Genomic DNA, 21,502 nt, shown 5'->3' on the forward strand with positions numbered 1-21,502 from the left:
ACAAGCTCAAGCAGTACCGACGGGTGGCTACTCGCTACGATAAGACAGCCAGCAGCTTTGCTGGATTTATTTACATAGCGTCAGCTTTGATTTTGTTAGCTTGAATGTCAACACGCCCTAGGGAGTATCGTGAAGGGAATACCTAAAGCGAAAAAATTCTAATCATGAATTGGGTAGCGTCTACATGATCCATCTCCCTATCCTGTTTTTACTGCTATTGCCTGGAAACCACCAGGTCAGGTCTCAACCGGCTACTGCCGAGCAAACCTACCGCCAGCTACAGACCAAACTGGCCTCGGGCTGGAACACCTGGAATACCCGTTCTGTGCTGAGTCATGTGCTGTTACCCCAGGGGCTGGCGGTGAATATTGGCCTGAAAAGCAACGGAATAACCAACCATCGCTACCTGCACGAAGCCTACATCTCGCCCAAAGAGCCGCGTTCCGAAACGGTGGTGGCAGGCTATCATGCCTACGATGGAAGCTATACCGAATGCACCGTAATTTGGGAAGGTACCAAGTTCCGGATAGAAAGTGCCCACGATGGTACGGGGCTTGTGTTGCTGATTACCCCTCTGAAACTACCGGTTCGCCCTCCTTCATTGGTTATAGAAACAGCCCTGCTCTGGAACCGGCCCGGAAGTGTAACTGAGCAAAAAAGCGGATTACTGGCTCAGGTGGGCAGCAACCGGTTTTTAGTACAGAGCACCGCCCCCATCGGGTCAGAAACCCTGCCGCTGGCGGGTAAACACCTGAGTGTTGCGTTCGATCAGGCCGTGGGCGTTTCGGTGGGTAATCCCCGGACGCTCGATGCTATTCGGGCGATAGTCAGTCGGCAGCGGACCGCCTTTGAGAAAACGCTCAACCAATGGGGTACGCTGAGCGAAACGTACCTAGTTCAGCAAAGTGCCCTTGCCTGGAATACCATTTACGACCCCGAACTGCGGGGGGTAGTGGCACCCGTTAGCCGGTTCTGGAACACCTTCTTCGGCGGACAGTATGTGCTCTTCGACTGGGATACGTACCTCTCGGCGTATATGGCCGGTCTGGACAATCGCCCCCTAGCCTACGCTAACGCGGTGGAAGCGACCAAAAACATTGACCGATACGGTATGGTGCCTAATTACGTCGCTGGCGGTGGGTTGGGGTCGCCAGACCGGTCTCAGCCACCGGTGGGAAGTCTGGTGATTCGGGAGCTTTACCGGCAATACCACCACCGCTGGCTGTTGGAACTAACTTTTGATCGGCTGTTGCGCTGGAACCGCTGGTGGCCTACGCACCGCGACACGGACGGTCTACTCTGCTGGGGATCGGACAAGCTACCGCCCGACGGAGCGGCCCATAGCTGGCAGGGTGCTGCTTATGAATCAGGGCTGGACAATTCGCCTATGTACGACGGCGTACCGTTTAACTCCCAAACCAATCAACTCCAACTGGCGGATGTAGGCCTGACCAGCTTATACATTGCCGACTGTAAAGCCCTGGCTGAACTGGCTCAGATTCTGAATCGCACGACTGAAACCGCCGAATTGAGCCAACGTGCTGATCGCTACAGCAAGGCACTGCAAACATTATGGCATGAAGAAAAGGGCCTGTTTCTGAATCGCCGTACCGATACAGGCCAGTTCAGCGAGCGATTATCGCCCACCTTGTTTTACCCCATGCTGGCCGGTGTAGCCACAACGGAACAGGCCCGGCGGATGGCAAATGAACACCTGCTGAACCCGGACGAATTCTGGGGCGAGTGGGTGTTGCCCTCCGTGGCCCGTAATGACCCGGCATTCAAGGAGCAGAACTACTGGCGCGGGCGCATCTGGGCACCGCTTAATTTTCTGGTCTATTGGGGGCTGCGAAACTATGATTTGCCCGATGTCAGGAAACAGCTTGTCGAAAAATCGAACCAACTGCTTTTAAAAAACTGGCGGGAAAGCCGGAGCGTGCCCGAAAATTTCCATGCATCGGGTGTGGGGCGGCTACCCGGTGAAGCCCTAAACCGCAGCGATTCATTTTATCACTGGGGAGCCTTGATGGGCTTTATGTCCTTTCTGGAACAGGGTAAAGTAATAGTGCCAAAGAAAACAATGCCTTGACGAATATTCCTAACTAATGATGATGAATAGCCTAAACCGATTTTTCCTGATTTTGTGCCTGGTAACCCTGTTGCCGTCCTTCAGCTCCGCCCAGCAAAAAACCATGCAGCTCTGGTTCGACCGGCCCGCTTACCAGCCCGCCGTTTTTAGCTACACGGCTCCCGAGTTCCAGCGAACCTTTCACTTCGAGAAGCGCGGCTGGATGGAAGCCCTGCCCGTGGGTAACGGCCGGATGGGGGCCATGGTGTTTGGTGGGGTAGTAAATGAACGGATTCAGCTCAACGAAGAAACGCTCTGGGACGGCTACCGCCGCAACACCGACAACCCCGCTGCCGTAACCGCCCTGCCTGATATACAACGGCTGATGTTTGCAGGGAAAACGGACGAATCTGAGCAACTGGCAACGAAGACGCTGATGGGTCAGCCCCTACGAATTCGGCCCTACCAGCCTTTGGGCGACCTGTTCATCGAGCAACTTAATCCATCGGGCGATACAACCTACCAGGGCTATCGGCGGTGGCTCAGTCTGGATTCAGCCGTGGCCGTAACCCAGTTTCGGCACCAGGGTAAAAACTACCGACGGGAGGTATTTGCCTCGCATCCCGCTCAGGTCATCGTCGTGCGGTTGACGGCCAGCCAGCCCCGTTCCATCAATGTCCGCATCCGGTTACAACGCGAACAGGACGCCACTACGGCTGTTTCAGCCACCGACCCGCACCGGCTGCTCCTGCGGGGGCGCATTGCCCGGCCCGATGAAACCACGGGTCAGCCGGTCGGGATGCGCTTTGCGTCCGATTTGAAGGCGGTTACCCCCAACGGTCAGATTTCAGTCGATACCACCGGGCTGATGACCGTTACCAATGCCGATGAGCTAACGCTTTACCTGACAGCCGCCACCGACTACGCAGCACCTAATCCGGAGAAACGGTCAGCCGAGACGCTGCAAAAAGCAATCGCCCAGCCCCTTGCGGTGCTAAGGCAGAACCATCTGACCGATTATCGCTCGCTGTATGACCGGGTGAAACTAAGCCTCTCCCCCGACGCCAACCCGCTGGAGCTACCCCAGGATGCCCGGCTGAACCGGCTCAAAACCAAACTGGTTGATGACCCCTACCTCTCGGCCTTACTGTTTCAGTACGGCAGGTACCTGCTCATCGCGTCTTCCCGGCGGGGCGATTTACCCGCCAATTTACAGGGTATCTGGAATCAGACGATGCGCCCACCGTGGAGTTCGGACTACCACACCAACATTAACCTGCAGATGAATTACATGGCCGCCGAGGCCGCCAATCTGGCCGAATGTCACGAACCCCTGTTTGATCTGATGGACTCCCTGGCCATCCACGGACGGCACACGGCCCGCACGATGTACGGAGCCAGAGGCTGGGTCGTGCATCACCTGACGGATGTGTTCTGGCGGACCTCGCCCGTGGATGGGGTGGTGGGCGTGTGGCCGATGGGGAGCGGCTGGCTGGCTCATCACCCGTTTGAACACTATCAGTTCTCGGGGGATAAAGAATTTCTTAGAAAACGGGCATTCCCCCTCATGAAGGGAGCCGCCGAGTTTTACCTGGACTTTCTGAAACCCATCCCGGCAGGATTGCCCATGGCCGGAAAGCTGGTCACCAACCCCTCGCATTCGCCCGAAAATGCGTTTGAGAAAGCCGACGGAACTCAATTTCAATTTACGTATGGGGCCACGATGGATACGCAGATTTGCCGGGAGTTATTTACCAATTGCCTGCGGGCCATCGACGAGTTGAGTACACTGGGACTGGGGAAGCCGGTTGAGGCCTCATTCAAACGCGAACTGCAAACGGCCCTGGCCCAACTGGCCCCCGTACAAATCAGCCGCCGAACGGGCGGCATTCAGGAATGGATCGAAGATTATAAGGAACCTGAATTGGGTCACCGGCACATCTCGCACCTCTACGGCCTGTTTCCGGCTGACCAGATTACTGTTGGAACGCCCGCCCTGTATGCTGCGGCCCGCAAGACGCTGGAACGCCGGTTGACCGGTAATCCGAATGCCAAAACCGAAGAGGCCCGCAATCGGTACAAAAGCTATGGCAGTTACCTGAACGGCGAGAGTTTTGGGGGCTGGCAGGGCGTCTGGATCAGTCTGATGTGGCTGCGACTCGGCGAGGCTCAGGAGGCTTACAGGCACCACCAGTATCAGTTAAAATATGGGTTCTCCCCCAACTTTTTTGGTTCGGCGTATCAGTTGGACGGTACCTACGGTTCAACGGCGGTGCTGGCCGAAATGCTGCTGCAAAGTCATACCGGTGTTGTGAACGTATTGCCTGCCCTGCCTACGCAGTGGTCGTCAGGTTTTGTGTCAGGGTTACGGGCAAGGGGTGGTTTTGAGGTGGACATCCAGTGGAAGGACAACAAATTTACGGCGGGGAAAATCAAGTCATCGAGTGGGTCGGTGTGCCGCTTGCTGGTCAAAAACCCGGTAACCATTTTCCAGGATGGTAAGGTGGTAAAGTCAGTCAGAGGCAAGGACAACGAACTTGTTTTCGCCACAAAAAAAAGGGGAGTTTATACATTGGTAGGTCGTTAGAGTAGGATCAAGCTTACTACGCATACCAGCGATCATCTTTTATGCTACAGATTAGGGTTGACAACTATTAAAACGGTCTGTTGCAAGAGTATCCCTCTTTTACCCAGAAACCGTTCAATTAAACCTCCCCTTCGGCATGGAGATGTGGTGCCGATTATTGGTCCCAATGAACCATGGCTTGAATCGGTAGGATAAAATTGGCTACCTTATCTCTCTATAACTATGGCTCACGCAGCGCTCCTCCTTAAATCACGGTCCCTATGTCCCTCCCTTCGGAAGCTTTCACCATTGGCGTGGAAGAAGAGTATCAGATCATCCATCCCCAAACCCGGCAATTACGCTCCCGGGCAAAAGCCGTCCTAGCCAAAGCCCAACAATCCCTGGGCGATCAGGTAACCCAGGAGATGTATCTGTCTCAGATTGAAATTGGTACCTCCATTTGCCAAACCCTCCAGCAGGTTCGACTCGAACTTCAGGTGTTGCGGGGTCAGGTCATCGCTGCCGCCCAAAAATCCGACAGTCGGCTGGTGGCCGCCGGTACGCATCCTTTTTCCCATTGGCAGGATCAGCAGCTAACACCCACTGAACGCTACCGGGGTTTAGAAACTGACTTTCAGCAACTCACCCGGGAACAACTCATTTTTGGTTGTCATATCCACGTGGGCATTCCCGATCAGGAACTGGCCATTCAGGTCATGAATCGGGCCCGACCCTGGCTAGGAGCCTTACTTGCCGTGGCCAGTAACTCGCCTTATTGGCTGGGGAGCGACACGGGCTACGCCAGCTTTCGAACTGAAATCTGGGGCCGCTGGCCGACAGCGGGTATCCCCCAACACTTTGATTCACGGGTTGATTACGACCGCTTGATTGAGGACCTTACAGCCATGGGTAGCATCGCCGATGCATCCAAAATTTATTGGGACGTGCGCCCCTCGTCTCATTATGAGACCCTGGAGTTTCGCGTCACCGATGTGTGTCTCACCATCAACGAGGCTGTTTTAGTAGCGGGTATGGTTCGGGCCTTAGTGCGAACCTGCGCCCTGGAGGCTGAAGCGAATGTGGCCTTACCGATTATACGACCCGAAATCTTACAGGCGGCTAAATGGCAGGCGGCTCGTTTTGGCCTATCTCAAACCCTGATTGATCCCCTGGCGGGTCGGGCAGTTGCTGCGCCTAATGTGATTCGTCAGTTTCTGAGCTATGTTCGGTCAGCCCTGGAAGCGTATAACGACTGGGATGAAGTTTCTGAACTTGTCGATCAGGTTATTCAGGGAGGTACCGGCTCGGCTCGTCAACGAGCGGCCTATAATCGAGCAGGTAAGTTAGAGGATGTAGTTGATTTGCTGATGCGGGAAACGGCAATCGGAGTGGTCTTAAGCTGATTGCTAACCCAGTGAATCGCTGCTTATTGAATTAGGTGGTTAGCATGTTTTCGTTATTTATTAAGCATTACTCCTATATCCTGTTGTTCACAAAAATGTCCGCTTCCGAAATGACAGCCGGTTTACCCTTCAATGAGTCGATAGAACGATTCGCGGTAGGTTTCGCCGATGGGAATGACCGCTTTGCCGATGTAAATGCGATTCCGCTCGATGGATTCAATCCGGCTTAGGGCCACGATGTAGGACTTATGGACCCGCACGAACTGGCTGGCAGGTAATTTCTCGTCCATACTTTTCATGGTCTGCAGAGCCAGAATGCGATCCGTCGTGGTGTAAATGGATACATAATCCTTCAGCCCTTCGCAGTACAGAATGTCGGGCAGACTAACGCGTTGCAGCCGGTACTCGGTCTTGATAAAAATAAAACTGTTGGATCCATCGCTGGTCGACAGTGCCGGAAGGGGCGTAGTCAGCAACGGGTCAGGGATGATTGTGGCCGGACGGTGACTGACAGGACTGGCGGAAAATAATTTCTGCACGGCTTTGTAAAACCGCTCGAAGGAGACGGGTTTGAGCAGGTAATCGACCACATCATGTTCGTACCCTTCCAGGGCGTACTCCGAGTAAGCCGTTGTGAGAATAACCCGGCACTGGATGCCGTCTACCCCACGTCGGGCCAGATTCAGAAACTGCATCCCCGTCAGTTCGGGCATTTGTATATCCAGAAAGACCACATCCACCTCGCCCCGCTGCACCCGGGTCAGCGCATCGATGGGGCTGGTGGTGGCACCAACGAGTTCGAGAAACGGCACCTTGCCAATGTAATCGCTCAGGATCGTGTGAGCTAAGGGTTCGTCGTCAACAATCAAACAGCGCATACGGGAGGTGGGGATAGGGGCTTACAAACTCAGTTCCAGCGAACAGGCGTAGCTGTCGGGCTCGTCGGTAATGCGCAGGGTATGCCGGTTCGGATAGAGTAGCGCCAGCCGACGCCGAACGTTGGCCAACCCTATACCACCCACCGCATCGGTCTGCCGACGCGTCTTTTTGTTCAGTGTGTCGAACCGCAGGGTGCCATTTCGCACGCTCAGGTCAATCACCAATGGCTGGTGGGAATCGGTCAGGTCGCCGTGTTTGAAGGCATTTTCAACGAACGACACCAATAGGAGCGGCTCAATACGAAACAAATCAGTATTCCCCTCAACGCTGAACTGAACGTGTGCGTTGGCCACCCGCAGTTTTTCCAGTTCAACAAAATTCTCCAGATACGTCACCTCTTTCGAGAGCGGGACGCGGGCCGGGCCACCGGTATGAGTGGTTCGTTCGCTGCCCTCATACAGCATATACCGCATCAGTTCCGACAGTTTCAGAATGGCACCCGGAGCCGCATCGGACTTGGCATAGGCCAGGGCGTAGATGTTGTTGAGCGTGTTGAAGAGAAAATGCGGATTCACCTGCGACTTCAGAAAGGCCAGTTCGGCGGTGTTTCGATCGCTGACTAAGGCCGTGCGTTCCTGCTGATGCACAAACCAGTCTTCTACAATCTTAAAGATCAGCCCAATCAGAACGGCCGGGACGGCATAGTAGAGGTTGTCTTTCACAAAATAGGAAATCGGGGTATCGGGAAAGTAGTTACGGATACCGAATAAGGCGAACACCAACGTTTCGTCAATCAGGTAGCGGAAGCCGATGAAGAACGCCACGCAAGCTAACGCGCCCAGAATAGCCCATCCGTATTTCCGGCGGGCAAACAGTGGATTCAGCACCACAACATGGGTTAGGTAAATTGTTAGCCATTGATGGGTGTCAAACAGAAGAGCAAATCCCCAATTTGGCTTGCCTGAATCACGAAAGCGAGCAATATCGAGCGTCAGGTACAACAGTAAACCACCGAGGTAGAGCAGGGTACGGGTGCGGTTTTTCATACGACAAAGTAATACAGTCAATGTATCAGTTGGCAAATCGGTTCGACCAACGCCCAATTTCAACCGACGAACGGGTTAGGGGCTGTCGACCCGCGTTGGTCGGCGTAAACTGCGGTTAGCCGAGGTGTTGAGCGGGTTGGTCGAATGGGCTTGGTAGTAGCCTTCACGAAGCTACACCTTTGACCCATCCATTATGCAACAATGCACAACATCATGAAACCACGGCTCGCTTCCCTGCTGCTGTTGACCATACCTTTTACCGGCCATACGCAACCCAATCCGGCGAACCAGCACCTCGAAATTCTGCTCATTGGCGCATCGCATCAGTACGGTAAAACGCCCGTTGAACACTTCGAGTACCCACTGGGCAAAGCCCTTGCCTTCCGGCCCGACGCGGTATTTGGCGAAGATTTATCGCCCCAAGATTATGACGCCCTGGCCGACTTCTGGAACAAAGCGGCTTTGGAAAAACGGGTGGCCTACGTCCGGAGTCATACCTACCCGGACCCTAAACAGCCGGCTCAATTTATTCAGCAGACCTACAAGCTGCTGGGTGAACACCCCACTTTCCACCAGGACCGAATGAAACTGGCCCGGGCGCTCTACCTGGCGCATGATTTTGGCAACGCCCGCTACCAGCTTTACCGACTCGATCAGGCCAAAATTACGTTCGGCCAGCAGGAACGCGACGCCTACCGGGCCATTCTGGGCGAACCCGATTCGCTCTACCGCTCCCGCTCCAGTGAGTATCACAACATCTTCTTTCCGCTGTTGGATAAACTGAAGCAGGACCGGATTCTACCCATGGACGCTCAGCAGTATGATTTACCCTGGCAGGCGGCCTGGAACAGGACAGACTCCCTGTTTCGCCGGTGGGAAGCGAGTCTGGAGACCGACACAAACACGGTAGCCGCCCGGCGGTATGCGGCCCTGATGAAGCGGATGAACGAATTGACCAATCGGGAGAAACAAGCCGCACAAGCCGGAAACCAAACTCAGTTTATGAACGCACCAGAGGGTGACGAATTTCTGAATATTGCGAATTTTTATGGAGCCAGACGGCTGTTCGGTTTGGCAGACTTTCCCGAAAAGACCCTGTCTGATATGCTTCATTACTGGCAATTGCGCAATGAGGGAATGTGCCGCAACGTAGTAAGCCGTGCCCGGTTGGCAGGGGCTAAACGGATAGTCGTTGGTGTGGGAGCCAATCACCGGCAGATCATGGTGGAGACCCTGCGTGCCATGCCCAACGTGACCGTTTACACGCTGAATGAATACCAACCGGAATAATCGTCCCTCGACTTGTCGGTCTTTATTGGCTTTCTAATTCAATTATCTGTATATCAGTATCTTACCCAATAGTTTTCTGCTATTGTATAGGATTTGTAGCGACTAAGTCTCCAGATTGTAGCGTATTTGTAGGGCTCCGAAATTTGCTTAGACCCGCCACAACCCGCCACCTTTGCATCAGCTAATTCGCCAGTCAAATCGGCCAATTCGCCCTGTCTTATCAATCAATTTTTAACAATCAAACCAAATCATCTCATGAAAACGATTCGCATTTCCCCAATTATCGGTATTGCTCTGTTACTGATGACCACCTTCACGGCCTGCAAGAAAGAAGCTGAGCTTCACCCAGAACTGTCGGCCCGCGTGGTGGGCAACTACACGCTGACGGCGCTAAAAGAAAATGGCAAAACGTACACGATTAATGCCCAAACGAAAGGCAAAATGAACGTTGTACGCGAATCGGCCACCTCAGTCGGCGTAACCGTTGAGGTGACCAATAGCAGCAGCCCGGCGGATAATCTCCAGTTTTCGGCAACTGGTGTCAGTGTTGAGGATGCAGGCAATGGGGAGGTTAATCTAAGTAAAAATGGGTCCACATTTGCCAAAGGCGGCAACAACAGCTTTACGATCAAGTTGATCCCAAACGATGGAAGCACACCGTTCGAACTGGTCGGCACCAAATAGCGTCAACTAAGTTTAGCCACCCCCTGAATGAACACACTGCTCTTGCCCCACTTTACCACCAAGCGTTCCGTACCGGTGGCCTCAATTGAATACCTGGAAGCGATGGGTAACTACACGACCGTGCATCTGATGGGCCAAAAGCCCATGCTGGTGGCCATCACGCTGAAACGTCTGGCGGAGCGATTACCTACTTTTCTGCGGATTCATAAAGGAACCTTAGTTAATCCCGCGCATATTGTTGCCTACCGAGTTCGGTATGTGCCTGCTCCCTTTGTTGAGCTTTCGCAGGCCAGGCAGCTACCCATATCCCGCCGACAAACCCGGCGGCTAAAACCGCAGTTGGCGAATGACTTTCCCATCGTGTGCCCTGTTGTGTAAATGGCTAATCATTGTTGCCTTCGTACTATACCTTTGTTTACACTTGTCTACAATAAAATCTAAAATGAGTGCGCTATCCCTGCTTTTTTATCTGCTACTGGGTAGCCCGGCTTGGGCCGATGCCGAGTTTTTTCTGCGCATTGATGAACCAGGCCGTTACACCGTTACCCTCGATGACCAAACCCTCAGTCTCTCCTCGGGTCGATACCGCTTTTTCGACCTGCCGGCCGGGCGGCTGCGGTTAGTTATCCTGCGCAACAACAGCCAACTCTATCAGGATTGGGTTGAACTCCGCACCGACAGCCGCACCGTGACTGAGTTTCGCGCCCGGCAAGGACTTCGGGTCGTAGCCGTTTTTCCACTCCCGACCGATGGCCGCTTGTCGGGTTCGGACTGGGCCAGCCCCATAGGCAACCACCGAGTTGGGACGAACGGTTCGGCTTATCGTCCGGGTTCTGACGACAACCAGCGTATGGCGATGGCTCCCCAGGAGTTTGAGCGCATTCGGGAGGCCGTCAAAAAACAGTCGTTTGACGATGGAAAGTTTGAGCTACTAAGTACCCTTCTTATCGACCGGTCCCTGTCGTCGGCCCAATTGGCTGAACTACTCAACCTGTTCGCCTTTGATACCAAACGGCTGGAAGCGGCCAAAATAGGCTGGAACAGCGTTATTGACCGGCCGTATTTCTACACCGTTTTTGATGTGTTTACCTTCAGCACGTCGGTGAAGGAACTCAAGGCGTATATGGGCAGCCGGTGAACTGGCCCCCGTAAGCCCTGCCTTTAGCTAACCAGTCGGCTTAATTTCTCCTATGCACTTGTTAACCAGTACTGGCTGTAACGGACTACGTTTGCTGAAGAGATAAACGGCTTCCAACAAAAAAGGTAGTGATTTTCGACGGCTAGTACTGGTCAGCTTCATGTAGACAAGAAAGCGCTTGAAACCCCTCGTCAGGCTTTTGGTATAGATTATGTCGCGTTTTCTTTAGGTAACGTAACTATTTATATCCGTACAGGCTCCCTTCTGCTCACTGGCCGTTTTCGTCCAATAAAAGGGTAACTGATGTTATTTAATGAACTCGTTATTTTGCTATCAATGAATGGGTTGTGTCAATATCAGCTACCGCTGGAAATCGTTCATGAAAATCTCCCTTTTTTAATCAGGTGATTTTGTCGGCACAGTAACCTGCACGAAAAAGCCGCGTCCAAACTCAATGGATGCGGCTTTTGTGATAACTAATTATATCGGCACACTCATGTGACCTCCCCCCTTTTATTTGGACAATTTTTTAAAAATAAACGAATCATTATCAACAAATTCGGTCCCCTTTAATTCAAGGGATTGAATGTTACCATTGCTCATGGTAAACTTAACCGGAAAAGTACCAAAACGGGTGTTGGAAAAGGTAAGCCTAAAGGTATCGTTGTCCATATAATCCAATCGAGCCGTCAAATTTGGATGGTGTGCTAACCGCATCAGTAGCGGTTGATTACCTGCCTCACCCATTGTAGATTCAATGGTCAGCTTCCCGTATAGTTCGTTCTGATACGTACCGGTATAAGCCATTAAAGGCAAGGAAGACTTCGTATTTTTTGCTACCCGGCTCGCTAACTCCTTCAAATCATTTTGGTTGGCCAGGTTCCGGCTTTGAGATCGTTTTAAGTAATAGTCATGTCGATTCGTGTAGGGAACATTCAGGTAGGCATCAAGAATTTGAAACCGTAAGGCTTCGTGAAAATTATGATTATCCTGATTGGTCAAGACCACAATAGCCAGTTTTGATTCAGGCACAATAGTTGTGTTAGTACAATGAAAGCCATTGGATAGTTACCCGTAAAATTGTATGTTTTTTGACTCATTTAAATTAGCAACATTTTATTTGCATTAGTACATTTATTTTGTATAATAGGGTTAAAAAATGATTAGCTAAGTGTATACCAAATAATTATCAAATAATCTATTTCTAAAATTGCAATTGTTGTGGCATAAAGGACAAAGTGTCCTTTATGCCACAACAATTGATTAAATCCTATGTCATTAGTTTGTAGTATTACATCTATTTTTAAACGAGCTAATTTTATAATAGCTTCCCTCCTACTGCTAGACGCAAAATGATTAAAGCTGCTGTTGTAACTGACGGGCACACTCAATAATTTCACTACAAACCTGATTAAGATTAGATTTTTTTGATTTCAATTGACTAACCAGTTGATTGAGTTGCTGTTTCAATTGATCGGTTTTTTCATTCGTTGCAGTTCGGCGAGACTTACTTACTGGTTGAGGCTTTTCCTGAGCTTTGTGCACGACTTGTTCCAACTCGGCATGATTTCTAATCGGTTTTGAAAGTTTATCAAATTGGCCAAGCTGCTGTACTAAGGCTTTATCAACTTTTGTTTGACCGGATAAAATATCCTGCTTGAAAGCGGGGTCTAATCGCTCTAAGCCCTGAGCGTAAGCACCATCACGTTTTATTGTCTTTTCGCTGACATTAAACTGTTTGCCCAGCCGATGAGCTGTTGTTTGCTGGTTTTCTCCTACTACAGGCTCGTTCCTATCCGCGCCTTTTTTGTCTTCTTGACCCTCTATTTCATAAAGGTCATTCTGACCCTTTTGAATATCTCGACTATACTTACCCTTGCCCTGTTTTTCCTGTAGATAGCGAATTCCTCGCAAATAAGATACCTGTTCAGGTGCCAGATTGCGCCGACCTAATTGATTATCAATCATAAAGAACTTTACCTGCTCAATAGAGGGAAAGTTCATTAGATGCACTTTAAAGTCTAAATGATGCTTCTGGCATATAGCATACCGATTGTGGCCGTCGATAAGAATATAAGCGGTAGTAGCCGTACCCAACTCAGGTATATGTTCCCCTGTTGTTTCCCAAACAAGCAAAGCTTCTCGGCAACCATTCTGCTTTATATTCTCTTCTAACTGCTTATACTCGTCCGGTAACAGTGGAGGTATATAAGCCGCGAGTTCAGGTAAAACGTGAATGTGTTGCTTAATGTCTTCATGCCGAAGTAGACTTTGATCTTTTATCATCGTCTTAGTGTCTAAGGCCATTTGATATTTTTTTGCCATTGAAAAGGTGATATAAAAGGGGCGATTTCAATTAGACCAAATTGGCCCGTTGCCCGGTTAACTCTAACGCCAAATTACGGTAATCAACTGCGCCATGAGAATCTTTTGCATAGGTAAATATATCCTGCTGGGCAATCTGGGATTCCTTTAAAGCGACATTTAAGCGAATCTCAGCATTAAAAACTGTAAAATTCGTTAATACCCCCCCTCGAATGTAGTTAAGCATATCCCTATGTACGTTCAACCGCTTATCTACCAATGTAAGGACAATACCCTCTACAGTTAATTCATGATTGATTCGGTCCCGTACTTGCATGATGCGTTCAAACAGATTATTAATCCCTTTCATAGCGGAAGCCTCCGGCTGAAGCGTTATCAAACAGGACGTGGAAGCGACCAAAGCTGAATTGGTAAATATATTAAGTGCGGGTGGGCAGTCAATCAAAATGTAATCATACTGCGCCCGTAAACCTGAAAGTACATTTTTGAGCTGGTTGACCCCTCCTACTGCCTGTACCAACTCTAAATCCGCGTTAGCCAATTCTAAATCGCTCGGTGATAAATCAAAATTGGTACTAATCGCTACAATCGGTAAGGGTTCGTTTTTTAATAAGGCGTGAACTACCTGTTTTTGCGGTTCCTCAACGCCCAATACCTGAGATAGATTACCTTGTGAATCCAAATCAATCAGCAATACCCGATGGCCTAACAGCGATAATGCCTTACCTAAATTTAACGTCGTTGTCGTTTTACCAACGCCACCTTTATGATTGGCAATCGAAATAACTTTTGCCTTCCGGGACGAGGTATCGACATAGCCATATTTTTTTAAAACCGGGTACAATGACGCTAAATGTTTTGCATTTAGAACGCGATCACCCGTCAAGGCTTTAGTAAGGGTAGTTGTCGGTATACCTGCTTCCTGTTCGATAACAGAAGCAGATAAGGCCGGGTTTTGCTGAAAAAACATTAAAACGTCAGCGTTGGTAATCATAGAAACAATGGCTATTATTTGTCCTAATATTAGGACAAATAATAGCCATTGTCAAGTAATATGGACCTGAGTTCTAATTAATTTGCCAAGGTCTACTAAATGATGTTAAAAACTATCTCTGATTGCGAGGAAAACCCCGTCAAATTGCGAGGAAAGTACCGTCGCGGAAAAACACATTCCTTATTTTATTAAATCAGTAAACCTGTTTCTGGAAAGCTCTTTTTATGAAATTTTGAAAAAGCTCACCATTAAATTAATTGGCTTAGCATTAAATATATTTACTTAATTAATAAATTAAAGGCTCCGTAACTATCTGATATTCAGTTTATTACAATGAACAAATATGAGAAAAGTACCGCTAACTACGAGGAATCTACCGTTTAATTGCGAGGAAACTACCGTCAATTACGAGGAATCTACCGTTTAATTGCGAGGAAACTACCGTCAACTACGAGGAAACTACCGTACCTGCGAGGAAACTACCGTTAGCTGCGAGGAAACTACCGTCAACGTCTATTTTTCAGGGTAAAATAGGTTAACAATTCTCAATGTGGTTAAATATGATAGGCGAATGGCCAAATAACTACCGGGCTAGTTGGCCTGTATTAACAACTGCGAGTAGAATAACGTCAACTATGTATGTTTCCCCTGAATTGCGAGTAAAGTACCGCCACAGGGTGCGGTTTTAATCTAATTGAAGACTCATCTTGGGGGAAAAACTAATTCTATTGCGAGTAAAGTACCGTCAAAATTGTAGTTTAACCCCGTTTACAGTTAAATATGGACAATGATTCGAGATTCACTCCCATCCGATTTATAAGATGACGGACTTTTACTCGCAATTCGCCCTGTTAGTGATGTTAATGCCTTGATTATTCGGGGAAAATTAGCCAATTTGACGGAAAGCTTGCGGACTCAACGGCTTTTTTTAGCTTTGTAATAAGACCTATATTGTATGTCCAAAAGTTCTAAGTCTACCGACTCTCAAACCGAGTTATTCAGCAACGATTCTGAGTTCTTAGAAGCGGATCGGCGGGCAACGACTCGCCAAATTCGGCAAGATAGTATGGTTGCCCAGCATAATGATTTAATTCGGGCGCGTTATGATATGTCTTTGCTGGAATCGCGCTTGTTCGTTTGTCTGCTGGGACGAATTGACCGAAAGGATAAGGATTTTGTACTTTGTCGAATACCGGTTTCAGAATTGTATCCAGATGAGAAAGTAGGAGGGAAGGCATACTCGCAAGTACGAGAAGCGGTAATCCGGTTAGCCAGCCGAGTTATTCATGTAGAAACCAGGGATGAGCAAGGCAGACGGGAGATTGTTAGCAATCCCCTAATGGCAACATGCCGCTATAAAGAAGGTTCTGGATACCTCATCGCTCAATTCAACAACTTCGTAAAGCCGTATTTGTTAGAGCTACAAGGTAATTTCACGGTAGCCGAAATTCAAACGCTGTTAGGGTTTCGGAGTTTTTATTCGTACCGGCTCTACTGGCTCCTTAAGTCCTCTGCCTTTCACCATGATACAATAAAGTTGGATTTAGCGGCTCTTAAAAAAACGTTGAATCTCGAACAACGGTATCAGAATTTTGCTGACTTCAAACGCTTTGTTTTAGACATTGCTAAACATGAACTCAGCATAACGGATATGGCCTTTGAATATAAACAGCTTAAAGAGGGGAGGGCCGTAAGTTCAATACTCTTCTACCTGCTGAGGCCAGCCGTTATTACACAGGATGAGATTAAGCTACCGGAAGGAACACAGCAAACTTTGGCGGAAATAGGGATAAGCCTAAAATCACTCAATGAAATAAAGGTACGTTTTCAACAGAGCTTATTGTCAGAAGACTATTTACGATTTGTCATTCAGTATTATCAGGAAGCTAAAAAGAAAGGTCGAATCAAGTCAACAGCTGGGGCTATATACAAAGCCCTGATGACTGACCAGCTAAAACAAGAATTTTTAGTCTGGCAGGCTGACCAACCCACGTACCATGCGCCCAAGCCATCTATTAAGCAACCTAACATTGAAATTATTCCTTTAGAAATTTTACGTGAGCAGTTCAAAACCTTACAGGATAAAGGTCTATCAGATTATAGTACGTTTGAAGCTTATTTAGATTGGATGTTGCAACAGGACGAATATGATATGGACGTTGTAGAAGGTAAAGAAGTACTTGTATATACTGAACCAAACTAACAAATAAATAACGGCTTCCGGTGTCTTCCTGGATTGTTATTGGTGCATTTGTGCAGCAGGAATAGAAGTTTCGTAGCCCGGACTCCGAGAATTATTCAGCCGGGCTTCTTCTCTAAATAGACTACTTTCCTTACTTTAGTATTTACTAAAACGGCTTCCCTGTATTTTTCAAAGTTTGTTAAGTGCAACGGAGTTGCTGTACTTCAGTGAATAATTTCATTACATAAGATACTTTATATAACAATCCCCAAAAAGTACAACGCCCGGCTATCTCGTGGAAGGTAGCCGGGCGTTGTACTTTTCTAAGTTACCAGTCAGAAACACCCCTGACCTATTATTGCTGTGCCTGGTAGGTCAGTAACGATTCCAGACTACCAAAAATCTTTTGTTCGGTATCGTCTAAGTCGATAGAAATGGCCACCCGGCTTAACCCTTCATGGGTTCCGATGGGCTTCACGTCGTACATAATCGTATTTACCTCAATGATATGAATGTCCTGGCGTTCTTTGACCACGCTAAATTTCTGGGAGAAGTCCAGGAAAATACGGATAATTTCAGCTTGAAAATAGACGCTATCGTGTTCTGATAGCGGAGTGCGATTTAGTATAGCGTAAGGCTGATTGATGAATACAATGTCCTTCACCTTAAAAGGTATCTCCCTGGGTTTTAGGCTTAGTTTCATTTGATAGACAAGTTTACTATCTAACCACATTAGTACGAACTGTTCCAGCAGATGGAAAGCAGGGGCCAGTAGTTGACCGCTTTAAGATTTACTGTGGCTTCCCGTTGATGTACAATGTAAACGGGCCGGACGTGGCCCGTTTATAAATCGCTTCGTACTCACTGGCGGCTATGCGCTCGCCCACCTCCCAAAGGGCATCATAATCGATCTTACTGCCTGGGCTACTTAGGTCGTATTCCCGAAGTTCAATCATGGGTAGCTCCCCTAAGAAGTTGACCACTTCGCAAGCGGGCGGCTGGCGGTCGGCGAACAACTTGTAATAGTTCCACAAGTCGGCCCGCTGGTAGCTTTTAAAGTAAGTGGCCATGCTAGGTTAATTTTTCCCAAATTTACGTATGCCAATGTATCATAAAACAACTCTGATTACCTCCGTTGGTCATATAGCCCTATAGAATCAACGGTAAAGGCTAACACGCTCGTTTTCAACCATAAAACTTAAAGGCTAAATAAAGTGTACTGGTAAGATATGCCTAACTTAGGCATATCTTACCAGTACACTTTGGAAAACAAGCAGTTCTGCATTTATGCGGTCGATGATGATGAAGACGATAGTTATTTAATTAAAGAGGCTCTAAAATCGTATTCAGATTGTGCCGTGACATTCTTCAAGGATGGAGAATCATTGCTGTCTGACCTCTCAAATAGTCCTGAAGAGAAGCTACCAGCTTTAATACTGTTAGACCTCGATATGCCCCGTGTGGATGGCTATGAGGTGCTGCAAACGCTCCGAACCAATCCGGCTCTATGCTTCATTCCGGTACTGGTTCTCAGTGCTACCCGCAGTGAGCAGACCGTTCGTAAAGCTTATCAATTGGGTGCAAACACGTTTATGAGTAAGCCAAACTCGTTTGCTGAAATGAGTCAATTACTTCAACTGATGCACACTTATTGGTTGAAAACGGTTCATATACCGGCAAATCCATGATTTTAAGTCCAGACAAAGAAGCTGTTTCGTACAAACATCTCCTGGAACGACGCCACAACGCAACGGCGCGCACCCAGGAATGGCATGAATTACGAATCCGGCACAAAGAAGAACTAACGCTAATCAGCCCGCTTCCAGTAAGCATAGCTATATGGCTAAGGCAAAAGCAGGAAGTGGCCGAACTCGGCACATGGCAACAGCAACAACTTACTTTGCTGCTTGTGCGTCACCGTCAGGAAATGGAAGCAGTTAATCTACCGTAGCCAAATCAGAATAATATTTGGTGATAGGAGCCAATTTTGACGAGCTGCGGGCAGCCATTCCGCCCGACCTGGCTCCGCTCCTGGCGGCTTTGGCCCCTCGGTGGGGTCAGCCCTCCAAAGATTGTTTGGTTTTCGCTAATCGCATAACAAAGCAAGCGGGCCGAATTGGGCAGTCAAAAACTGCCCAATTCGGCCCGCTTGCTTTGTTATGCCTGCTCCCCGCTAAGGGGTCGCCGAAGGCAACACAGCCGACTAAAAATCTGAACTCTCGCCGGGCCTCGACTGGCCGGGGTGCCTGTCTTGGCCGTTATACTGCGCCTGACCGTTAACGGGTGCGGGCGTAACGGTGGGGGTAATCGGCTCGGCGGCTTTTCCCTAACCGGGTCGCTAGCTGGCCAATAGGTTCTCTATTTCTTCTTGAATACGAGTAAAGTTTTTCTTTACGGCCTGGCTGGTGGCCGTCGTAACGGGTGACTAATAATTGCCTGTATTTATACGGAAATCTCTGATAATGAGTAAATAAATACAAATCAGAATTAGGAAATTAACGTTAAAGTTGTTTTTTTTGCATCTGTGAACTAAAAATCAACTTTAACGTTTTACATTCATGAGCACATGTACTAACCACCGAACTTTACCTTTTCTTCGTTATGGCTACAAAAAGCGATGTAGAGCAGTTACTTAGGGACTTCAAGATTAAGTTGTCTGTATGGGGATTGGAGTTCCATTCCCGAGAAAAGAACGATGAAACGCTATTGTTCTTAGAGATATATTATGCCTATGTAAAAAAGGTACTCGAATCGTTAGATTCCGTAGACTACTGCGAAGGTCCAGTAGAAGAAAAAATCAGTATGGGGAGTCCCATGTGGGTTTTTGGTAGAGACGTGAAAGGCCATGAGATTTATATAAAAATTTCACTTGGTAAGCCCAATCAAAAAGCACAATGCTTCTCTTTCCACTTTCCAGCATACCCTATGCAATATCCTCTTAAAATATGATCGCCATATTATGAACAGTCCGATCACAGACAAGCCCATGGTATTAAAAGTCAAAACCAAGACTTTACCATTTAGAAAAGAATTATTCACAGTAGAGTATCAATATTATCTCTGTGAGGATTCAGGCGAAGAATTTATTACACCAGAAATTGGAGATGCTAACTTAAGCCAGGTGTATAATTCTTATAGAATAAAACACCAGATCCCCTTTCCCGACGAAATCAAGAAAATTAGAAATTTATATGGCTTATCTGCTGTAAAAATGTCAGAGATTTTAGGGTTTGGGGTAAACATGTATAGGAATTACGAAGCTGGCGAGATGCCAAATGATTCTAATGCTCGTTTTATAAAAACTGCATCGAATCCCGAATCTTTTCGCGATATCGTATCGTATAGTTCTGCGTTAAGCGGAAAAGATTTAGAACGATTAAATGAACGAATTGCCGAAATTATAGAGGATAGAGAAGCCTCTATAATAAGCAAAGATGAGTATATCATGGATGGGAAGGTAGCCAGTGAGTACACTGGTTATAAAGTACCTGATTTAAATAAAGCATTAAACGTGGTAGTTTATTTTGCAGAAACTTTAAAACCTTGGCAGACAGCATTAAATAAATTGCTCTTTTACGCTGATTTTGGACATTGCAAAGCAACTGGCCAGTCAATAACAGGTCTCTCGTATAGGGCAATAACTTATGGTGTAGTGCCAAGAAGCTATGATAAACTTTTTGCTGAAGCGGCTGACCAGAACTTAGTCAAAGTAAACTATTACATGTTTGAAAATTCAGCGAATGTTAGCCAGCAATACACATCTATTTCAGAATTTAATTCTGAAATATTTAGTGAATCTGAGTTAGGTACGTTGAAAAAAATTTCTGAAAAATTCTCTAATTATTCAGCCAGTGATATAGTCAAGGCTAATCATGAAGAAAAGGCTTGGCTGGATAATGTGATGAATAGAGATTTAGTGAGTTACAAGGAAAGTTTCCATCTACAGCACATTTAATAGTTAGTAGTGTTTTTAATTTAAAACAATCAGATCATGCCCAAAAAGACAATTTATCGTGATTCTGATACCGGGCGTATCACCACGAAAGAGTATGCAGACAAGCATAAAAAAACCACCGAGAAAGAACGAGTTAACGTTCCATCTCCAAGCAAGAAATAATAAATCAAAGCCCTGTCTATTTTTTGTATAGAGCTTTGATTTTTAAAATTTCTTATCTTAAAAACTGGTGTCAGTCGCTATTTAATATAAAAATAATACTATGAAATTCACTCACCACGATTTAGGTAATGTATCTCAGGGGCAGACAGTTGTAGTTACCCTTAGTGGAAATGCGGCAAATGTTCAACTCTTAGATGACTTGAACTTCCGTCATTATCGAGCAGGACAACGGTATAGTTATAGAGGTGGTCATGTTACTAGGTCACCCTTCCGCTTGTCAATTCCAAGTACTGGGCATTGGTATGTTGTTGTTGATCTTGGTGGACGTGCTGGCAGTGTCGGTTCATCTGTTCGAGTGGCATAATACCCCACAGTTGGTGTGGGATATGCCTGAAAAACCTACGGAGCTTGGGGCGGTAAACCCAAAGTACATGGAGATTTTATATTTATTAAGCTTTATGTAAACCATATACAACCATGAACAAGCGTCAGTTTTTGTTTAGTCTTGTAATAGGGTCAGCGGTGTTCGTATACCTTATTAGTTCTTTCTTAGTTGCAACATTTAACATTGCATTGTGGAAAGATGAGCAGCGGTTTTTTACAGTAGTAGTATACTTACTGATCGTAGGGAGTTTTTTGAAAGCATTAGCGGAGCCAGAACGTCAGGAACGTTCTGAACCAAAACAGAAGATTGTGGTAAAGGAACAAGAGAAACAGGAAGTTGAGTAGTTGATTCGCCTATATTTGGGTAGTTCTGCCTTCGTGACGAGAAATGTACGATTTGGCAGAACTACCCAAATTTTTAGAGAA

The 21,502-nt window shown here is 47.6% G+C and carries 21 protein-coding genes and 1 pseudogene; 15 read left to right on the forward strand and 7 right to left on the reverse strand.

Annotated elements, in window-relative coordinates; genetic code table 11:
- The 4 genes and pseudogenes from ACYVI1_RS22440 to ACYVI1_RS22455 form a co-directional block, all read left to right on the forward strand.
- A pseudogene (locus ACYVI1_RS22440) lies at positions 1-104 on the forward strand (IS5/IS1182 family transposase); the annotation flags it as partial.
- An 80-nt stretch (positions 105-184) separates the two neighbouring features.
- Complete coding sequence (locus ACYVI1_RS22445; protein WP_460913071.1) at positions 185-2,089, forward strand: MGH1-like glycoside hydrolase domain-containing protein; 1,905 nt, start codon at positions 185-187, stop codon at positions 2,087-2,089.
- Between the two features lie 103 nt (positions 2,090-2,192).
- The gene (locus tag ACYVI1_RS22450; RefSeq protein ID WP_460913072.1) at positions 2,193-4,655 is read left to right on the forward strand and encodes a glycoside hydrolase family 95 protein; all 2,463 of its coding nucleotides are present in this window, start codon (positions 2,193-2,195) and stop codon (positions 4,653-4,655) included.
- Positions 4,656-4,915: 260 nt separating this feature from the next.
- Positions 4,916-6,037 carry a carboxylate-amine ligase gene (locus tag ACYVI1_RS22455; RefSeq protein ID WP_460913073.1) on the forward strand — a complete coding sequence of 374 codons (1,122 nt, stop codon included), beginning with the start codon at positions 4,916-4,918 and terminating at the stop codon, positions 6,035-6,037.
- Positions 6,038-6,159: 122 nt separating this feature from the next.
- Here the strand turns inward: ACYVI1_RS22455 and ACYVI1_RS22460 are convergent, their stop codons facing one another.
- Positions 6,160-6,915, reverse strand: a complete 756-nt coding sequence (locus ACYVI1_RS22460; RefSeq protein WP_460913074.1) for a LytR/AlgR family response regulator transcription factor — start codon at positions 6,913-6,915, stop codon at positions 6,160-6,162.
- A gap of 21 nt (positions 6,916-6,936) precedes the next feature.
- Entirely contained in the window at positions 6,937-7,962 is a 1,026-nt protein-coding gene (locus ACYVI1_RS22465; protein ID WP_460913075.1) for a sensor histidine kinase, read from the reverse strand.
- Between the two features lie 213 nt (positions 7,963-8,175).
- Here ACYVI1_RS22465 and ACYVI1_RS22470 point away from each other — a divergent pair, with 213 nt between their 5' ends.
- The 4 genes from ACYVI1_RS22470 to ACYVI1_RS22485 all read left to right on the forward strand — a co-directional run bounded on the left by ACYVI1_RS22470 (position 8,176) and on the right by ACYVI1_RS22485 (position 11,074).
- Positions 8,176-9,252, forward strand: coding sequence for a DUF5694 domain-containing protein (locus ACYVI1_RS22470; protein WP_460913076.1), 1,077 nt, complete (start codon positions 8,176-8,178; stop codon positions 9,250-9,252).
- Positions 9,253-9,507: 255 nt separating this feature from the next.
- Positions 9,508-9,936 (forward strand): hypothetical protein, encoded by a 429-nt coding sequence (locus ACYVI1_RS22475; RefSeq protein ID WP_460913077.1) that lies wholly within the window; start codon positions 9,508-9,510, stop codon positions 9,934-9,936.
- A 27-nt stretch (positions 9,937-9,963) separates the two neighbouring features.
- Positions 9,964-10,314 (forward strand): LytR/AlgR family response regulator transcription factor, encoded by a 351-nt coding sequence (locus ACYVI1_RS22480; RefSeq protein WP_460913078.1) that lies wholly within the window; start codon positions 9,964-9,966, stop codon positions 10,312-10,314.
- 64 nt (positions 10,315-10,378) lie between these two features.
- A complete protein-coding gene (locus tag ACYVI1_RS22485; RefSeq protein ID WP_460913079.1) occupies positions 10,379-11,074 on the forward strand; it encodes a DUF4476 domain-containing protein in 696 nt (231 codons plus the stop codon).
- A 513-nt stretch (positions 11,075-11,587) separates the two neighbouring features.
- Here the strand turns inward: ACYVI1_RS22485 and ACYVI1_RS22490 are convergent.
- The 3 genes from ACYVI1_RS22490 to ACYVI1_RS22500 all read right to left on the reverse strand — a co-directional run bounded on the left by ACYVI1_RS22490 (position 11,588) and on the right by ACYVI1_RS22500 (position 14,393).
- Complete coding sequence (locus ACYVI1_RS22490) at positions 11,588-12,106, reverse strand: DUF3471 domain-containing protein (RefSeq protein WP_460913080.1); 519 nt, start codon at positions 12,104-12,106, stop codon at positions 11,588-11,590.
- A 324-nt stretch (positions 12,107-12,430) separates the two neighbouring features.
- Positions 12,431-13,399 carry a ParB N-terminal domain-containing protein gene (locus ACYVI1_RS22495; RefSeq protein ID WP_460913081.1) on the reverse strand — a complete coding sequence of 323 codons (969 nt, stop codon included), beginning with the start codon at positions 13,397-13,399 and terminating at the stop codon, positions 12,431-12,433.
- Positions 13,400-13,430: 31 nt separating this feature from the next.
- Positions 13,431-14,393 carry a ParA family protein gene (locus ACYVI1_RS22500; protein ID WP_460913082.1) on the reverse strand — a complete coding sequence of 321 codons (963 nt, stop codon included), beginning with the start codon at positions 14,391-14,393 and terminating at the stop codon, positions 13,431-13,433.
- 955 nt (positions 14,394-15,348) lie between these two features.
- On the opposite strand from ACYVI1_RS22500, the gene ACYVI1_RS22505 reads away from it, so the two are divergent.
- Positions 15,349-16,596, forward strand: a complete 1,248-nt coding sequence (locus ACYVI1_RS22505) for a replication initiation protein (protein ID WP_460913083.1) — start codon at positions 15,349-15,351, stop codon at positions 16,594-16,596.
- A 334-nt stretch (positions 16,597-16,930) separates the two neighbouring features.
- On the opposite strand, the gene ACYVI1_RS22510 is transcribed toward ACYVI1_RS22505, so the two are convergent.
- A complete protein-coding gene (locus tag ACYVI1_RS22510; RefSeq protein WP_460913084.1) occupies positions 16,931-17,278 on the reverse strand; it encodes a hypothetical protein in 348 nt (115 codons plus the stop codon).
- An 88-nt stretch (positions 17,279-17,366) separates the two neighbouring features.
- Positions 17,367-17,645, reverse strand: coding sequence for a hypothetical protein (locus tag ACYVI1_RS22515; RefSeq protein WP_460913086.1), 279 nt, complete (start codon positions 17,643-17,645; stop codon positions 17,367-17,369).
- A 192-nt stretch (positions 17,646-17,837) separates the two neighbouring features.
- Between ACYVI1_RS22515 and ACYVI1_RS22520 the strand changes: the two genes are divergently transcribed.
- The 6 genes from ACYVI1_RS22520 (at position 17,838) to ACYVI1_RS22545 (ending at position 21,421) form a co-directional block, all read left to right on the forward strand.
- Complete coding sequence (locus tag ACYVI1_RS22520; RefSeq protein ID WP_460913088.1) at positions 17,838-18,263, forward strand: response regulator; 426 nt, start codon at positions 17,838-17,840, stop codon at positions 18,261-18,263.
- Entirely contained in the window at positions 18,260-18,526 is a 267-nt protein-coding gene (locus tag ACYVI1_RS22525; protein WP_460913089.1) for a hypothetical protein, read from the forward strand. Before ACYVI1_RS22520 ends, ACYVI1_RS22525 begins: the two co-directional genes overlap by 4 nt.
- Before the next feature lie 650 nt (positions 18,527-19,176).
- Positions 19,177-19,524, forward strand: a complete 348-nt coding sequence (locus tag ACYVI1_RS22530) for a hypothetical protein (RefSeq protein WP_460913090.1) — start codon at positions 19,177-19,179, stop codon at positions 19,522-19,524.
- 10 nt (positions 19,525-19,534) lie between these two features.
- Positions 19,535-20,530: a type II toxin-antitoxin system antitoxin SocA domain-containing protein gene (locus tag ACYVI1_RS22535; protein WP_460913091.1), complete on the forward strand. Its 996-nt coding sequence runs from the start codon at positions 19,535-19,537 to the stop codon at positions 20,528-20,530.
- 262 nt (positions 20,531-20,792) lie between these two features.
- Positions 20,793-21,056 carry a DUF1883 domain-containing protein gene (locus ACYVI1_RS22540; RefSeq protein WP_460913092.1) on the forward strand — a complete coding sequence of 88 codons (264 nt, stop codon included), beginning with the start codon at positions 20,793-20,795 and terminating at the stop codon, positions 21,054-21,056.
- Positions 21,057-21,169: 113 nt separating this feature from the next.
- Positions 21,170-21,421 carry a hypothetical protein gene (locus ACYVI1_RS22545; protein WP_460913093.1) on the forward strand — a complete coding sequence of 84 codons (252 nt, stop codon included), beginning with the start codon at positions 21,170-21,172 and terminating at the stop codon, positions 21,419-21,421.
- Positions 21,422-21,502: the final 81 nt, after the last annotated feature.

The sequence above is a fragment of the Spirosoma areae genome (genome assembly GCF_054781775.1).

Coding starts and splice junctions, on each gene's coding strand:
- ACYVI1_RS22445 (WP_460913071.1), top strand. CDS start 185: ATGATCCATCTCCCTATCCTGTTTTTACTGCTATTGCCTGGAAACCAC.
- ACYVI1_RS22450 (WP_460913072.1), top strand. CDS start 2,193: ATGCAGCTCTGGTTCGACCGGCCCGCTTACCAGCCCGCCGTTTTTAGC.
- ACYVI1_RS22455 (WP_460913073.1), top strand. CDS start 4,916: ATGTCCCTCCCTTCGGAAGCTTTCACCATTGGCGTGGAAGAAGAGTAT.
- ACYVI1_RS22460 (WP_460913074.1), bottom strand. CDS start 6,915: ATGCGCTGTTTGATTGTTGACGACGAACCCTTAGCTCACACGATCCTG.
- ACYVI1_RS22465 (WP_460913075.1), bottom strand. CDS start 7,962: ATGAAAAACCGCACCCGTACCCTGCTCTACCTCGGTGGTTTACTGTTG.
- ACYVI1_RS22470 (WP_460913076.1), top strand. CDS start 8,176: ATGAAACCACGGCTCGCTTCCCTGCTGCTGTTGACCATACCTTTTACC.
- ACYVI1_RS22475 (WP_460913077.1), top strand. CDS start 9,508: ATGAAAACGATTCGCATTTCCCCAATTATCGGTATTGCTCTGTTACTG.
- ACYVI1_RS22480 (WP_460913078.1), top strand. CDS start 9,964: ATGAACACACTGCTCTTGCCCCACTTTACCACCAAGCGTTCCGTACCG.
- ACYVI1_RS22485 (WP_460913079.1), top strand. CDS start 10,379: ATGAGTGCGCTATCCCTGCTTTTTTATCTGCTACTGGGTAGCCCGGCT.
- ACYVI1_RS22495 (WP_460913081.1), bottom strand. CDS start 13,399: ATGGCAAAAAAATATCAAATGGCCTTAGACACTAAGACGATGATAAAA.
- ACYVI1_RS22500 (WP_460913082.1), bottom strand. CDS start 14,393: ATGATTACCAACGCTGACGTTTTAATGTTTTTTCAGCAAAACCCGGCC.
- ACYVI1_RS22505 (WP_460913083.1), top strand. CDS start 15,349: ATGTCCAAAAGTTCTAAGTCTACCGACTCTCAAACCGAGTTATTCAGC.
- ACYVI1_RS22510 (WP_460913084.1), bottom strand. CDS start 17,278: ATGAAACTAAGCCTAAAACCCAGGGAGATACCTTTTAAGGTGAAGGAC.
- ACYVI1_RS22515 (WP_460913086.1), bottom strand. CDS start 17,645: ATGGCCACTTACTTTAAAAGCTACCAGCGGGCCGACTTGTGGAACTAT.
- ACYVI1_RS22525 (WP_460913089.1), top strand. CDS start 18,260: ATGATTTTAAGTCCAGACAAAGAAGCTGTTTCGTACAAACATCTCCTG.
- ACYVI1_RS22530 (WP_460913090.1), top strand. CDS start 19,177: ATGGCTACAAAAAGCGATGTAGAGCAGTTACTTAGGGACTTCAAGATT.
- ACYVI1_RS22535 (WP_460913091.1), top strand. CDS start 19,535: ATGAACAGTCCGATCACAGACAAGCCCATGGTATTAAAAGTCAAAACC.
- ACYVI1_RS22540 (WP_460913092.1), top strand. CDS start 20,793: ATGAAATTCACTCACCACGATTTAGGTAATGTATCTCAGGGGCAGACA.
- ACYVI1_RS22545 (WP_460913093.1), top strand. CDS start 21,170: ATGAACAAGCGTCAGTTTTTGTTTAGTCTTGTAATAGGGTCAGCGGTG.